Origin of the sequence: Acinetobacter rudis (assembly GCF_000829675.1) — a bacterium.
Lineage (GTDB): Bacteria > Pseudomonadota > Gammaproteobacteria > Pseudomonadales > Moraxellaceae > Acinetobacter > Acinetobacter rudis.
On sequence record NZ_BBRX01000009.1, the window covers coordinates 18,231 to 33,701 of the forward strand.

The 15,471-nt window shown below is 39.7% G+C and carries 14 protein-coding genes; 5 read left to right on the forward strand and 9 right to left on the reverse strand.

Translation table 11 applies throughout. The features are described from left to right. Positions 1–135 precede the first annotated feature (135 nt). A complete protein-coding gene (gene exaC / locus Aru01_RS01850; RefSeq protein ID WP_016656320.1) occupies positions 136–1,647 on the reverse strand; it encodes an acetaldehyde dehydrogenase ExaC in 1,512 nt (503 codons plus the stop codon). Positions 1,648–2,042: 395 nt separating this feature from the next. On the opposite strand from exaC, the gene Aru01_RS01855 reads away from it, so the two are divergent. Next, a complete protein-coding gene (locus Aru01_RS01855) occupies positions 2,043–3,224 on the forward strand; it encodes a sigma-54-dependent transcriptional regulator family protein (protein WP_016656319.1) in 1,182 nt (393 codons plus the stop codon). 20 nt (positions 3,225–3,244) lie between these two features. Here Aru01_RS01855 and Aru01_RS01860 read toward each other — a convergent pair whose 3' ends face one another. Next, complete coding sequence (locus Aru01_RS01860; protein WP_040331287.1) at positions 3,245–4,219, reverse strand: alpha/beta hydrolase; 975 nt, start codon at positions 4,217–4,219, stop codon at positions 3,245–3,247. A gap of 188 nt (positions 4,220–4,407) precedes the next feature. After that, the gene (mdh, locus tag Aru01_RS01865; protein ID WP_016656317.1) at positions 4,408–5,580 is read right to left on the reverse strand and encodes an iron-dependent methanol dehydrogenase; all 1,173 of its coding nucleotides are present in this window, start codon (positions 5,578–5,580) and stop codon (positions 4,408–4,410) included. 371 nt (positions 5,581–5,951) lie between these two features. On the opposite strand from mdh, the gene Aru01_RS01870 reads away from it, so the two are divergent. Further along, positions 5,952–7,664, forward strand: a complete 1,713-nt coding sequence (locus Aru01_RS01870) for a DEAD/DEAH box helicase (protein ID WP_016656316.1) — start codon at positions 5,952–5,954, stop codon at positions 7,662–7,664. Between the two features lie 42 nt (positions 7,665–7,706). Beyond that, positions 7,707–8,075 carry a 5-carboxymethyl-2-hydroxymuconate Delta-isomerase gene (locus Aru01_RS01875; RefSeq protein WP_016656315.1) on the forward strand — a complete coding sequence of 123 codons (369 nt, stop codon included), beginning with the start codon at positions 7,707–7,709 and terminating at the stop codon, positions 8,073–8,075. A gap of 75 nt (positions 8,076–8,150) precedes the next feature. Here Aru01_RS01875 and Aru01_RS01880 read toward each other — a convergent pair whose 3' ends face one another. Both Aru01_RS01880 and Aru01_RS01885 read right to left on the reverse strand, forming a co-directional pair. Continuing rightward, a complete protein-coding gene (locus Aru01_RS01880) occupies positions 8,151–8,456 on the reverse strand; it encodes a Rieske (2Fe-2S) protein (protein ID WP_162183596.1) in 306 nt (101 codons plus the stop codon). Positions 8,457–8,467: 11 nt separating this feature from the next. Next, the gene (locus tag Aru01_RS01885; protein ID WP_016656313.1) at positions 8,468–9,478 is read right to left on the reverse strand and encodes an adenosine kinase; all 1,011 of its coding nucleotides are present in this window, start codon (positions 9,476–9,478) and stop codon (positions 8,468–8,470) included. 309 nt (positions 9,479–9,787) lie between these two features. On the opposite strand from Aru01_RS01885, the gene Aru01_RS01890 reads away from it, so the two are divergent. Together Aru01_RS01890 and Aru01_RS01895 are read left to right on the forward strand one after the other, a co-directional pair. Further along, positions 9,788–12,727: an insulinase family protein gene (locus Aru01_RS01890; protein WP_016656312.1), complete on the forward strand. Its 2,940-nt coding sequence runs from the start codon at positions 9,788–9,790 to the stop codon at positions 12,725–12,727. An 18-nt stretch (positions 12,728–12,745) separates the two neighbouring features. Then, positions 12,746–13,912, forward strand: coding sequence for a phospholipase A (locus Aru01_RS01895; RefSeq protein WP_040331210.1), 1,167 nt, complete (start codon positions 12,746–12,748; stop codon positions 13,910–13,912). A 67-nt stretch (positions 13,913–13,979) separates the two neighbouring features. Here Aru01_RS01895 and Aru01_RS01900 read toward each other — a convergent pair whose 3' ends face one another. The 4 genes from Aru01_RS01900 to tusD all read right to left on the reverse strand — a co-directional run bounded on the left by Aru01_RS01900 (position 13,980) and on the right by tusD (position 15,432). Next, the gene (locus Aru01_RS01900; RefSeq protein WP_016656310.1) at positions 13,980–14,291 is read right to left on the reverse strand and encodes a TusE/DsrC/DsvC family sulfur relay protein; all 312 of its coding nucleotides are present in this window, start codon (positions 14,289–14,291) and stop codon (positions 13,980–13,982) included. A 78-nt stretch (positions 14,292–14,369) separates the two neighbouring features. Continuing rightward, positions 14,370–14,663 (reverse strand): hypothetical protein, encoded by a 294-nt coding sequence (locus tag Aru01_RS01905; RefSeq protein ID WP_016656309.1) that lies wholly within the window; start codon positions 14,661–14,663, stop codon positions 14,370–14,372. 6 nt (positions 14,664–14,669) lie between these two features. Further along, the gene (locus Aru01_RS01910; protein ID WP_016656308.1) at positions 14,670–15,020 is read right to left on the reverse strand and encodes a hypothetical protein; all 351 of its coding nucleotides are present in this window, start codon (positions 15,018–15,020) and stop codon (positions 14,670–14,672) included. 43 nt (positions 15,021–15,063) lie between these two features. After that, positions 15,064–15,432, reverse strand: coding sequence for a sulfurtransferase complex subunit TusD (gene tusD / locus Aru01_RS01915; protein ID WP_016656307.1), 369 nt, complete (start codon positions 15,430–15,432; stop codon positions 15,064–15,066). Positions 15,433–15,471: the final 39 nt, after the last annotated feature.

Below are 15,471 nucleotides of genomic sequence, written 5' to 3' on the forward strand. Positions count from 1 at the left end.
TGTCTAGAGATTTACAGCAAAACACAGGAGTTTATTCATAATTTGAGTTGAATAATCAAGCACAACCATGAAAAAGTTCTACACATAAAAAAGCGAACCGAAGTTCGCTTTGGGAGAGTACTGTTGAGTAAAAACTTAGAAGAAGCCCATTGCTTTAGTTGAATAGCTGACCAATAAGTTTTTAGTTTGTTGATAATGATCAAGCATCATTTTGTGGTTTTCACGGCCAATACCAGATTTCTTATAACCACCAAATGCAGCATGTGCAGGATAAATGTGATAACAGTTAGTCCATACACGACCAGCTTCGATTGCACGACCAGCACGATAAGACGTATGCGCAGAACGAGACCAAACACCAGCACCTAGACCATACATTGTGTCATTGGCAATACGGATTGCATCATCGTAGTCTTTAAATGTGGTTACAGAGAGTACTGGGCCAAAGATTTCTTCTTGGAAAATCTTCATGCTGTTATCGCCTTTAAAGATTGTTGGTTCAATATAGAAACCTTGACCAACATCATGACGATCGCCACCACCTGTTAACACTTGTGCACCTTCAGCACGGCCTGTTGCGATACAACCTAAAATCTTGTCTTGTTGTTCTTGAGAGGCCTGTGCACCAATCATGGTGTCAGTATCTAGTGGGTGACCAGTACGAATACGTTTTACACGCTCAACGGCTTTTTCTAAGAAACGATCAGCAATACTTTCTTGAATGAGGGCACGTGAAGGGCAAGTACATACTTCGCCTTGGTTAAGCGCGAACATTGCAAAACCTTCAAGTGCTTTATCAAGATAATCATCATCTTGATCCATAACATCTTCGAAGAAGATATTTGGTGATTTACCGCCAAGTTCAAGCGTTACAGGAATAATATTTTCAGTTGCATATTGCATAATCAGCTGACCCACTTGGGTTGAGCCTGTAAATGCAATTTTAGCAATACGTGGGCTAGTTGCCAGTGGACGACCCACTTCTGCACCATAACCGTTGACGATGTTAAGCACACCAGCAGGGAGTAGATCTTGAATCAGTTCAGCGAGTACTAAAATACTTGTAGGCGTTTGTTCTGCTGGTTTAAGAACAATACAGTTACCTGCTGCCAAGGCTGGAGCAAGTTTCCAAGCTGCCATTAGGATTGGGAAGTTCCAAGGAATAATTTGGCCAACTACACCGAGTGGTTCGTGGAAATGGTAGGCAATAGTATCTTTATCAATTTCAGAGATACCACCTTCTTGTGCGCGAATACAGCCAGCAAAATAACGGAAATGGTCGATCGTGAGTGGAATATCAGCAGCCAAAGTTTCACGAACTGGTTTACCGTTGTCCCAAGTTTCAGCAACAGCCAAAAGCTCAAGATTTGCTTCTAAACGGTCTGCAATTTTTAATAAAATATTCGAGCGCTCTGTGGTTGAAGTTTGTCCCCAGCTGGCTTTAGCCTTATGGGCAGCATCAAGTGCTAACTCAATATCTTCAACAGATGAACGAGGAACTTGAGTGAATACTTTACCGTCTACAGGAGAAATATTATCGAAGTATTCACCTTTAACTGGTGCAACCCATTGGCCACCAATAAAGTTTTGATATTGTGCTTTAAACTGAACTTTTGAACCAGGTTGATTCGGATCGAGATAGCGCATAAGAATATCCTTTTACTTATTTATGAGATAGCGGTGTCACAGACGCTGAAAAGCACTGTTTGTGACTTGAGCATATAAAGCCCTAGGTTGGAGAAAGGTAGGCATCAAGTTAATTTTATCTTGAATGATTTTTTTGTATTTTAGTAGGGCTGATCTAGGACTTAAGTCGTATGTTGAAATACTGAGCAAAAGTATAAAAGATCGTAGGTATTTTATGCATTTTTTGCAATGATTTAAAGCAATATCGATTTTGAGCAGAAAAGGGATTGACCGTTTAGAAAAAACATTGCTAAATCATAGGAAGTTTTGCGCTTTTATAATTTTACAAATGCAATCGCAAAAATACTGATCAAATGCAGTGAACTACTCTATAAACTGACATAAGGATATGAACCATGTTGAGTAATAAGGGATTATTGCAGAAGCGCCAACATATTGAACAGCTGCGCCAAAACAGTAGCTTATCTTTAGTACAAGCCGATTTAGTTGGGCAAAGCATTTTAAGCTCTTGGCAACGTTCTGAGCAGGCACAGATTCCGACTGAACGTGCAGCAGCACCATTGATCAACACACAAGATGAATTACCTAACGTCCTTAACAAAGCTTTAACTTATTGCACAGCAGAATTAAAACATATTGCAGAACAATCAAGCATGGTGGTCGCTGTTGGTGATATTGGTAGTACCATCATTTGGACTGCGGCGAGTGGGAAAATGCGACAAGCAGCAGAGCGTGTGCATTTTGTGCAAGGAGGTCAGTGGCGTGAAGACTTAGTTGGAACCAATGCATTGGCTTTATCACTTAAAACACAGCAATCTAGTTGTGTGTTTTCTAGTGAACACTATATGTCTTCGATTCACGATTGGGCATGTTATGCGGCGCCAATTATTGATCCATATTCAAAACAAGTTCTTGGTGTAATAGATCTATCAACCACATGGAATAACCATAATAGTCTGGGTTTACTTGCAGCAGAACGCTGTGCTTCGATTATTCAAAACGCACTATTAGAATGTCAACGCCAACATTTGTTTATACGCGCCTTTGCTATTCCGCAGGTATTATTTAATGGAAAAGTATTGGTCTTAACCCCAAGACAGATCGAGATTCTCACCATTTTGGCCTTGTGTCCTCAGGGCATGAACTTAGAAAATCTACATCAGGCGCTTTATGGCGAACGTAAGGTCAGTATTGGGACTTTAAAGGCTGAAATGTCTCAGCTTAGAGAAATTCTAGGCGGATTACTCGGTTCAAGACCCTATCGTTTATTGGCCACTATTGAAGCTGATTTTTTACAGGCAGAGCAAGCACTTGATGCAGGATATATCGAATCTGCCTTAAAACTTTGCCGCGGGGTATTTCTGGTTAGAACTGAAAGTCCATTCCTGTGCGCTTGGCGTGATTGTTTGGAATCGCGTTTAAGTGAAGCAATTTTTAAAGCACAAGAAACCGATGTACTGTTAAAACATTTGGCTTACTGTCCTGAAGCGATCGATGCAGTGGAGCGTTTAATTGAGCTTATTCCTGCAGGGCATCCTGCACATCAAGTATTGTTAAAATACAAAGAAGAGCAGTAGCCCATACCTGAGGCGTAGATTTAACAGCCTTTATCTTTTAACCAAGCAAAAAGTTTTTGATAGACCTGAGCACGTACTGGAACTGCTGAAAGTACGAGATCATGTAAACCATTCTTAATTGTCATTACAGTGACATCACCTTGTAATTTGTTTGCATACTTTGCAATGTCTTTGACGGATAAAATCACATCACTATTTTGTGCATCAGTACCCCAGCGCCGTGGGTTGCGGCTTTGATGTGAGTGCATGATCAGTGCAGGTACATTAAGTTTGGCTCCTGCATGGATTTCTTTTTGTGCTTCATAGATTGCATGGATAAAACTGAGGAAGACTTTAGGATAAACAGTGGGTTTCCAGTTGAGATCGAAGCTCCATTCACCATAATAGTCTTGATGTAAACTTTTGGTGTACCACGGGTTGAGTTCACTTGGAAATTTGAGTTTAGGTAGATATTTACCCAGAGCACTTACCCGAGGTAGAGCCAGTTTTTTCTTTAAAAAACTGGTGTTGAAATCGTAAAACGGACTATTATTCCAAAGCGCTTTAATCAGTGGATGATCAGGATGGTGTGCTGCATATAAGGTGGTGATCAGGCCTCCAGTAGAGTGCCCAGCCAATACAGCACTGTCATGGCCTTCAGCAGCAATGATTTCAAGTGCTGCAGTAATTTCAGCTTCATATTCGTTTAGATCACGTACATCGTAAAAGGTTTGTCCAGAGCGATATGATCGGCCGTATTTATGTAAATCAAGTGCATAGAAGTCATAACCATGCTGATTAAATTGCTCTGCCATTTCGGTTTGGAAAAAGTAATCTAAAAAACCATGGATGTAGAGCACGGCTTTAGGTGTTGCTGTTGCTGCTTTTTTTCGAACTAAGGTCGCGATGACAGGACTTTGTTGATCTGCGGCAAAAGTCAGAGTCAGCTGTTGGTAGTCACCAGCCAAGATATCGGTTTGATAAGGGGAAACGGTATAAGATGATGCGGTATTCATAGGCATTGTTGGAGTTATTGATTTTATCCTATGCTTGATGATTCGACGATATTTGTCAATCATCACGTGGTTTGCACATCACGCTTTACATTATCTATTGTATGTCTACTTTTGATAAGAAAATAAAAAAGGAATCTACGTATAGATTCCTTTGGGTCCTTAGGATGTACAAGAAGCGAGGTGTAAACTTACATCGCTGCTTCGAAGATCGCGATAACTTGTGCTTCGTTTGCTTTACGTGGGTTAGTTAACATACATGCATCATTTTGAGCATTTTTAGCCATAACTTGATGATCGCCAGCTTTAACGCCGAGTTCTGTTAAGCCAGCAGGGATACCGATCGATGCTGAAAGCTCACGAATCGCATCAATTGCAGCAAAAGCAGCTTCAGTTACAGTTAGGCCTTCAGTATTTACGCCCATCAATTTTGCGATCGTCGCATAACGGTCAGGACATGCAATGAGGTTAAATTCGCAAACGTGTGGTAATAAAATGGCATTACACACGCCGTGTGGCAGGTTGTAGAAACCACCTAATTGGTGTGCCATTGCATGAACATAACCGAGTGATGCGTTGTTAAATGCCATACCAGCTAGATATTGTGCATAGCTCATTGCATCACGAGCTTCGATATTGTCACCATTTGCCACTGCTGCGCTAAGCCATTCACTGATCATCGTAATAGCTTTTTCAGCACATGCATCTGTAATTGGGTTTGCTGCGGTTGAAACATAAGCTTCAATAGCATGAGTTAATGCATCCATACCCGTAGCGGCTGTTAAACCGGCAGGCTTAGCAAGCATCAAGCGTGGATCATCAATTGCAACAAGCGGAGTACAGCGCCAATCTACAATGGCCATTTTTACGTGAGTGTCTGTATTGGTAATAATACAGAAACGAGTCATCTCAGATGCAGTACCTGCCGTAGTGTTAATTGCAATTAACGGAGTCATCGGTACAGTACTTTTGTCTATACCTTCGTAGTCACGGATATTACCGCCACCTGCTGTGACTAGGCCAATACCTTTAGCACAGTCATGTGATGAGCCACCACCGAGAGAAACAATAAAGTCACAACCATTGTTGTTATATGCATCTACACCGTTACGTACGTTAATATCCGTAGGGTTTGGTTCAGCACCTGGGAATACAAAGCTGTCTACACCAGCATCTTTTAAGTAAGCAACAATTTTGTCCGCAACGCCGAACTTAAATAATCCTTCATCAGTGACGATGAGGGCTTTTTTAGCACCTAAATTTTGTGCTTTCGCGCCCACTTCTTTGGCACAGCCAGGACCAAAGAGTGAAACACAAGGGATGTAAAAACCGTTAGTTTGATCTGCGATATTTTTAAAAGCCATGGTGCGATTCCTTCTACCATTATTCCAATGTTGATTGTTCCAAGGGTGTATATCACCTTGAGACCGAGTATCTCCCTTGATCCAATCTTTTAAAACCTACTAATTACCTACCAAAATCATTTGTTAATTTTATTAATTAAATTAAGGTGATATTAAAAAAATCCTCGGGGATATAATCGATAAAAATGTTGTATTTTGAAGAAATTATAATGAATGTGGTGAAACTGCGATCAAAGGTGAAGTGCATAAAATTAACTAGGCGTAAAGTTCTGTCGTACCATGCGCCAAGAACAGACAATCTGTACGCTCTTGACTTAACTTTTTGTTGAAAAATCGTTAGGCTATAGCAGTTTTCAAAGTTTAGGGTTGTTATGAGACAAGACACTACACTGAAATTAATGCAAACGGGTGAAAATGTCTTTTTGACAGGGTCAGCTGGTGCAGGTAAAACCTATACACTGAATCAATATATTAATTACTTAAAGGCCCGCAAAGTCACTGTAGCAATTACTGCCTCTACAGGCATTGCTGCAACACATATGAATGGAATGACGATTCATACTTGGGCTGGTATTGGTATTAAAGATGCATTGTCAGATGATGACCTTAAGCGCATGAAAGAGCGTAAATACTTAAAAGAGCATTTAGAAAATGCCCAAGTATTGGTAATTGATGAAATTTCTATGCTTCATGCCAAGCAATTAAATTTGGTCAATCAGGTCCTCAAATATTTTAAAGAATCTGATGAAGCATTTGGTGGTATTCAAGTCATTGCTGCAGGAGACTTCTTTCAGTTACCCCCTGTAGGTAAGAATGATGAAAAGAACCGTGATAAGTTCTGTTTTATGTCAAATGCTTGGGTTGAAGCTAAATTCCGCGTTTGTTATTTGACAGAGCAACATCGTCAGGATGATTCCGCATTAAACGATATTTTAAATGCTATACGGGCACAAACAATTCAGCCACAGCATTTAAAAGCTTTAAATCAAACCAATCAACAAGACATTGGTGAGACTTTTACTCGTTTATATACCCATAATATGGATGTCGATAATATTAACTATCAACATCTGAATGCGATTGAAGGAGAAGCTCATCAATTTGTTGCAGTCAACGATGGTAACGATAAGTTGATTGAGACACTCAAGTCATCAGTACGTGCACCTGAAGAGCTGAGTTTAAAGAAGCATGCCAAAGTAATGTTTGTTAAAAATAATTTTGACATGGGATATATCAACGGTAGCTTAGGTGAAGTGATTGGCTTTGAAGATGATGATACACATGGCATCTTACCCAAAGTGAAGTTAACTGATGGTACTGAATTGGTGGTTGAACCTGAAACATGGTCGGTCGATAACGATGCTGGTAAGACACTTGCGAGTTTACAACAAATCCCATTGCGCTTGGCTTGGGCAATTACCATTCATAAATCTCAAGGGATGACTCTGGAAGCTGCTGAAATTAACTTAAGTCATACTTTTGAGAAAGGACAGGGCTATGTTGCCTTATCACGACTTAAATCTATTCAGGGCTTAAGATTACTTGGCTTCAATGATCAGGCACTAGAGCTTGATAGTCTAGCAATTAAGGCGGATCGACGTTTTCAGGAGTTGTCTGAAGAGGCTGAGCAGCATTTTGCTGGTGCTGACTTAAGTAAGCAACATCAAGCCTTTATTCGTCATTGTGGTGGCACGCTTAATGCGACGGAAATTGAACGTAATGAGAAGAAGCTTGCTCGATCAGCTAAACAAAACTATGCGACAGCGACTTTGGATGAAACTAAGGCTTTGTTTGAGTCTGGCTATGAAATCCAAGATATTGCTGTAGAACGAGGCTTAACACCTGCAACGATTATTAATCACTTGGCACGGCTGCATCGTGAGCAAGGCTTGGATATTAGTGTGGCAAGCCCTGGTGAAGAGGTGATTGAGCAGGTGCGTAAAATTTATAAACGCTTATCAAAACGACAAAGCCCTGAAAATTTTAGTGAGGATGGAAAAATTAAGTTACGACCTATCGTTGAAGCAACCAGTCCTCGAATGGGTTATGACCAAGTGCGTTTAGCCTTACTTTTTGTTGAATAAGATTGTTGTTTGATTGAGCGTTGTTGATATAGGAATAATGTAATGCCACATGTACAGGTAGAGTATTCGGCCAATATTCAGTCATTGGATAAAATCGGTTTGTTAAAGCAGATTAATCAGGCCCTAATTACAACAGGTTTGGTACAAGCACAAGATGTTAAGACTCGGATCACGGCTAATTTAGATTATGTAATCGGGCTTGGTGATACTTCACAAGGCTATATTCATGTTCAATTATCGATTTTAAGCGGTCGAAATGAGACTGAAAAAGCACTATTGCAAGATCAAGTTCTGATTGCATTACAAGAGTTTCAAGCCGCTGCTCCACAAAAGTTGCAAGTTCAGCTCAGTAGTGAGCTCATTGAAATGTCTAAACAGTTTTATCGAAAAGCTGTTGTTGAAATAGCCTAAGCAAACTTACTTCATATTTAAAAAAACCCACCTCATGATAAGGTGGGTTTTTCTATTCAGACTTAAACGTCTGGTTTAATCGAGATAAATCCCGCCATCTGAATGAACCTTAATATTGACCTTATTGAGAGAGTCACCCATACAAGGCCCTGCAATGCATTCACCTGTTTCAACATTAAACAAGGCGCCGTGGGTAGAACACTCAATATATTCTTGATCTTGATCTAGAAATTGATTTTCTAAAAACTCAAGTTCAGTCTGTAGGTGAGGGCAAAGGTTTTGGTAGGCATAAAATACGCCATCGCGTTGAGTGATGAAAATAGTGGTGTTATCTTCAACCTCAAAACTGCGTGCTTCACGCTCTGGAATATCTTCAGTCATACAAATCTTTGTCATACGGCAACCTTATCCTGTTGAGATTTTTGCATTAGTTTAGCATAGTCAGCTAATGCTAAACGTGGTCCATATTGTGCAACCACTTCACTTGAAATAAGTATTGCGAGTTCAGCAGCACTTTGTAAATTTTGACCAGCAGTAAGTGCATAGATGAAAGCACCAGCAAATGCATCACCTGCACCATTCGTATCAACGGCATGTACACGACGACCGTCGACTTGGAACTGTTCATCAGCAGTTGCAATTAAAGCACCTTTTGCACCCAGAGTAATCACTACAGTTTGGCTTAAGGCTTGTAGCTGTGTTAAAGCAGCAGCAAGATGATCTGTTTGAGTGTACATCATGGCTTCTTGTTCATTACAGAACAATAAATCAACGCCATCACCTAATAATTCATCTAAACCAGCACGTGCATATTGCACCATTGCAGGATCAGAAAGGGTGAGGGCGATTTTAACTTGATTTTCTTTAGCCAGTTGACGCGCTTGTAAGACGGCGGCTCGTGCTGAATCACTTGAAGAGAGATAACCTTCGATATACAACCACTTTGCTTGAGTCAATGGGCTAAAATCGATTTGTAAGCTAGAAAGGTCAGCAGTTGTGCCTAAAAATGTTTGCATGGTGCGTTCTGAATCTTCACTGATCAGCACCATACAGGTTCCAGTAATACCTGTACTTAATGATTTTTCTGAAGTTTGAATTTTTGCTTCGCTTAGACCTTGTAAATAAATTTCCCCCAACTCGTCTTGACCCACACGGCAAGCATAGAAGGCTTTACCTCCTAAAGCACTAAAGGCCACAGTAGTATTTGCAGCAGAGCCACCAGAAGCTTGTCCCTTGTATTGTTGTGTAGCGATTAGACTTGTATGAAGTTTAATTTGTGTTTCTGCATCGGCAAGTTGCATAGTGCCTTTTTGCAAAGCATGTTGCTGAAGAAACTGTTCGTCGATTCTAAATTCCTGATCAATGAGCGCATTTCCAATCGCAAAAAGGTCAACTGTTGCCATGTTATTCATCACATTTAAATAAAAAAGCAAAGTTTACACCAATGCTCAGGTTTTCTGTAGTGAGCTGAATGAAATTCAGCGGATTACACTTATTCTTTATGGCGATGAATATTGAGACTTGTGCGATACAGACTGCGGTTTGGCTTATATGTCATGGTTATTGTACAAAATATATCAAAATAGCCTAAGCAAAAATAGTAATTTAAAAATTGTGGCAGTAAACACAAAATAGAAATGCGAAACTATCGTAATAACAGCATAACTGTAGTTATAATGCGGATTGCTTAAATATTTTTACAAGGAGATGACATGACTGTCGATGTTACTGAAACAATCCAAAATACTATTCATCCTGCGTTTCAGTTGCTGCGTCAACATCATGTAGAAGCCTTGGATCTTAATGTTGCTCAATATCAACATAAGGTCACAGGAGCGGTTCATTATCATTTGGCCTCTGAAAGTGACGAAAATGTATTCCTCGTAGCATTTCGTACTCAACCAATGGACTCCAAAGGTGAGGCACATATTTTAGAGCATACAGTGCTGTGTGGTTCGGAGAAATTCCCAGTACGTGATCCATTTTTTATGATGATTCGCCGTTCACTAAATACATTTATGAACGCTTTTACAGCAGCAGATTGGACAGCATATCCATTTGCAACACAAAATAAAAAGGATTTTAATAACTTACTCGAAGTTTATCTCGATGCTGTTTTTGCTGCGAATCTAAATCCATTAGATTTTGCTCAAGAAGGGATTCGCATTGAACTTGAAGATGGACAACCTGTTTATAAAGGGGTGGTATTTAACGAAATGAAGGGAGCAATGAGTGCACCTTCTGATCAGTTATATCATCAACTGGCTCATCATTTATTTCCTAAAACAACCTATCACTACAACTCAGGTGGTGACCCTAAACATATTCCAGACTTGAGTTATGATGAGTTACTCGCTTTTTATCGTAGTCACTATCATCCAAGTAACGCGATATTCATGACTTTTGGTAATCAACCCGTTTATGAATTACAACAACAATTCGAACAGTTGGCTTTGCATAAGTTTGATCGTGGTGAAACCATTCATTCTGTTGCGGAACAACGTATTGCTGCACCCATAGAAGTTACAGAAACCTATGCACTAGACGCAGATGAATTAAAAGATAAAAGCTATCATATGTTGTCTTGGCTATTACCTGAATCTAGCGACATTAAGTTACGCCTAGGTATGCGTTTAGTTGAGGGTATTTTACTGGAGAACTCTGCTTCTCCGTTACGTCACTATTTAGAAACTTGTGGTTATGCGCAGTCTACTGGCCCAATTATGGGCGTAGATGACTCTAACTATGAAATGACTTTCTATTGTGGTGTTCAGGGCTCAAATCCAGAACATGCACAGAAGTTTAAAGATGGCGTTTTGAATGTTTTAAAACAAGTTGCAGAAAAACCTGTTGATCCAGTTATGGTTGAAGCAATTTTACATCAAATTGAGTTGCATCAACGTGAAATTAATGGTGATGGTACACCATATGGGTTAACACTGATTTTAAATGGTTTAAGCAGTGCAATTCATCATAGTGATCCTATCGCCGTGTGGGATGTAGATGCTGCAATTGCTGAGGTGAAACAAGAACTACAAGACCCGATGTGGTTGTCAAACTTAATCCAAACACATTTATTGGATAACCCGCATCGCGTGCAAATGACTTTAGTTCCTGATGCAAATAAGACAGCGCAAGATTTGGCAGAAGAGCAGCAACGTTTGGCCGAGATTGGTGCAGCTTTAACGGAGGCAGATCGTCAAGAGATCAATGATAAGGCTTTAGCATTACAGCAACGTCAAGACACTGTTGATGATATGGAGTTATTGCCAAAAGTAGGGTTAGAAGATGTACCAGCAGATTTAAATATTGCGCAAGGTCAATTGCGTGAAATCATCTGTAATAACATGGATACAGCTTTGCATCTCTATCATGCAGGAACCAACGGTCTGTATTATCAACAGGTATTGATTAAAATACCTGAAGACGTTTTACAATCACCTTATTTTAATCTCTTGTCGATTTTAATGGGCGAAGTGGGTGCTGGTGAATACGACTACCTAGAATTGCAACAATTACAAACTGCAGTAAGTGGTGGTTTAGGTATGGGTGCAAGTCTACGCAGTGGTGTTGATGATAAAGAGCAAATAAGTGCTTGGTTGACTTTAACGACTAAATCTTTAGCCAATAAAATGGATGCGATTCAACTGTTAAAGCTGGCATTTGAACAACTTCGATTTGATGAAAAAGACCGTATTTTGGAGTTGTTACAGCAACGTAAAACACGTTGGGCATCACGTATTTCGGGTGCTGGACATAGTTATGCTATGCAAATAGCATCACGTGATATGAGTGCTTTAGGGCGCCGTGATTATCACAATACTGGATTAGGCGCATTAAATTGGCTCAGTGATCTTGTGCAAAATATTGAGCGAGATGAACAGGCTTATGCAGATTTAATTGCTGAATTAAAAGCAATTCATCAACGATTATTGCAAGCACCAAAACAGTTCTTATTGGTTTGTGAAGAACAACAATCTGATGTGCTGATGGAAGAAGTACAAAAGGTTTGGGATAAATTACAGGTGAGTGATCTTCAACCACAGTTAAGCCCCGTTGTTGTTGAAAATAATACTGAAGATGAAGCTTGGTTGATTCAGGCCAATGTTCAGTTCTGTGCTTCAGCCTATCCAGCGGTAGAAATTGCCCACCCAGATGCGACAGCACTTATGGTCTTAGCGGCTTATTTACGTAATGGATATCTGCATAGTGCAATCCGTGAAAAAGGTGGTGCGTATGGTGGTGGCGCAAGCTATGACGGCAATGCATGTGCTTTTCGTTTTTATAGCTACCGTGATCCACGTTTAGCTGAAACATTCCGCGACTTTGAAGCCAGTATTGAGTGGTTAATGAATACTGAGCAGCATGCTTATCAACTTGAAGAAGCGATTCTTGGTTTGGTATCTAGCATGGATAAACCAGGGTCACCAGCGGGCGAGGCAATTGGCTCTTGTTATGCCTTGTTACATGGGCGTCGTCCAGCATTTAGAAAACAAATGCGTGAGCGTTTACTGCAAGTGACGCTTGAGGATATTAAACGAGTTGCAAAACAATACCTCATCGATCAAAATCCCACAAAAGCTGTGGTTGCGCCAGTGGCGAAGAAACAGGTTTTAAGTGATTTAGGTTTTAGCATAAAACAAGTTAAATAATGAGTTAATGGGGCATATATGTCGTTCAGGCCGTTTCGATACAGCAAATTAAAGCTGAGTATTTTTACAGTGCTCAGTTCTGGATTATTGAGCCAAGTGCATGCTGAAGATTTAGCGCAGCGGCAATATAAACCAAGTAGTGCCCAGGCCTGTGCGGCATTAGAGTCTAATGCCGATCGACTCTCATGTTATGACACATTATTTAAAACACCTGAGGTAGAAAGAACTGCTTTGGTATCAGAGCGTATTGCCGCAACTGATATTGAAAAAGAAGTACCCAAAGATGAGAAAAAAGGTATTACAGCAGCAATTGGTAAAAGTCTAGGCGGGATTTTTGCAGTTGAAGGTCCTCATTTTGATACCAACTCTTCGCTGCTTGATAAGCGTTGGGAGTTATCAGAGGAAAGTAAATTAGGGACTTGGAACATTCGTGCCCATCAACCCGTTTATTTACTTCCTGTGTTTTGGACCAGCAATAAAAATGAGCGTCCACATAGTCCAAACCCTGACAATACTGTGTCCGCTGAAGATGCTCAACATTTAGACTCTACAGAGTCTAAATTCCAAATTTCATTAAAAGCCAAGGCTTGGGAAAATATATTTGGCGACAATGGTGACCTCTGGATTGGTTATACTCAGTCATCACGTTGGCAAGTTTATAATGCAGATGAGTCTCGTCCATTCCGTGAAACGAATTATGAGCCTGAAGCAAGTTTAATGTTTAGAACCAATTACGAGATTATGGGGCTCAATGGCCGTTTACTTGGTGTGACCTTAAACCACCAATCTAATGGTGGTTCAGATCCAATATCACGTAGCTGGAACCGCGTCATATTTAACTTGGGTTTTGAAAAAGACAATTTTGCAATGATGATTCGTCCTTGGTATCGGATCGAAGAAGATTTTAAAGATGACAATAACCCTGATATTAAAGACTATATCGGTCGCGGTGATCTAACTACATTCTATCGTTGGAATGATCATGACTTTAGTTTGATGTTACGACATTCATTAAAAGGTGGAAGTCGATCGCATGGTGCTGCTCAGTTTGATTGGTCATTTCCAATAAAAGGGAAGTTACGAGGCCATTTCCAGTTATTTGATGGTTATGGTGAAAGTCTCATTGATTATAATCAGCGAGCAACTTATGTTGGGCTCGGCGTTTCATTGATGGGATTGTACTAAAACAGATAAAAAGAGGGGGCACTGTATCGAGGACAAACAATATACAGTGCTATCAAGTATTAGAATCTTATAAACAATTTGCAGGTTTGGGTAGGCCCGCTAGTCGACTCAAATGGCGAGCAACTAAGCCTGTATTAAATTTTTCCTGCAATAAAGCATTAGTCATGTCTGCATCTACCGTTTTAATTAAATATTTAATCAAAGCGCGTGTCGTTGGTGAATGGCCAAATTGTTGATAGAACTGTCGGACCGCCAATAAAACTTGCATATGCCAATCGCTGAGCTCCAACTCCAAGGTTTGGGCCAGTTGTTGGGCAATCACTTCATCCCAAACTGTGTAATCGACAAGATGACCATCTTGATCAAGTTCTACATTCATAAAATAGCCTAAGCAAATTTAAAATATTAAGTTTAAATTTCAAATAATCGATTACTCTTTACCACACTAAATATTAAATCATTTAAATGTAATACAACGATTATATTCCAAAACGAGATCAGCAAATTGTGAGGAGTTTAGAAGCTTAATATGTGAAGGAGCTAACTCTTCATTTAACAAACCAAGTTCAGATTCGAGAATATAAATACGAGATTTTTCTATCAAGAATTGATTCATATAATGTAAAACGGCTTCACCCATTAAGATGATACTGTCATTTTCACTATAAATAGTTTCAATACGTTCAAGTATTGGCAAGGTCTTTTCATAATCAGATTGAACTAAATATAAACTTTTATCAGGGGAGGTCATTTATAATTACCAATACAAGACATAATCAAAAGATTGGATAAAATCTTTATTAACATCAACAAACTCAATTTCTTGTGTTGATTGGGTTACAAAGGGGGCATTTTTATCTTTGCTTTGTATCAACACAGGCGTTAAATCATAGAATTCAAAACTTTCAACCAGCTGAGACGCCGCTTTAAATGCCTGTTTTAAACCGTCGAAACCTCGTTCAGTTTTTAATAGACTTAAACCAGCATCTTGAATTAATACGCTGACTTTACATCCAAAAGTAGCTAAAACCATGGTGGCTGAAATACTTTCATGAATGTTTAAGCTGGTTAAGTTGGATTGGGTTAATACAATAAGCACAGTACGCACACAATTCGCCTTTTAAAAGCAACAATATATTAAATGTTAAGACTTAGAATCTAACCAAACGGTCAGTTACTTGAATCGCCTCGGCCAATTCACCAAGTCCAACTAATTCAAACCCAGGAGCAAGATTATTGGAAGGAAGATGGTGGCGATTGGCATTTTCTTGATCTGTTATGCCTCTGGCAAGTGCCGCACTAACACAAACAGGAAGTCGAAGGCCAAGTTTAGCCCACTCATGGCTCAAATTGCGTTGATCATCAGGAACCCACTGTAATTGATTTGCAACGCAGACACCATCTTGATAGAAAAAAACACGTACTTCATGTTTTTTCTCAATCAATGATTGAACGAGTGTATAAGCATGCCAAGCGTGGATCGAGCTTGGTGCTGAAGTAATAAGAACCAGAGTACTCATAGTGCGTTCACGTCATGGAATAGCATAATTGACTTAATA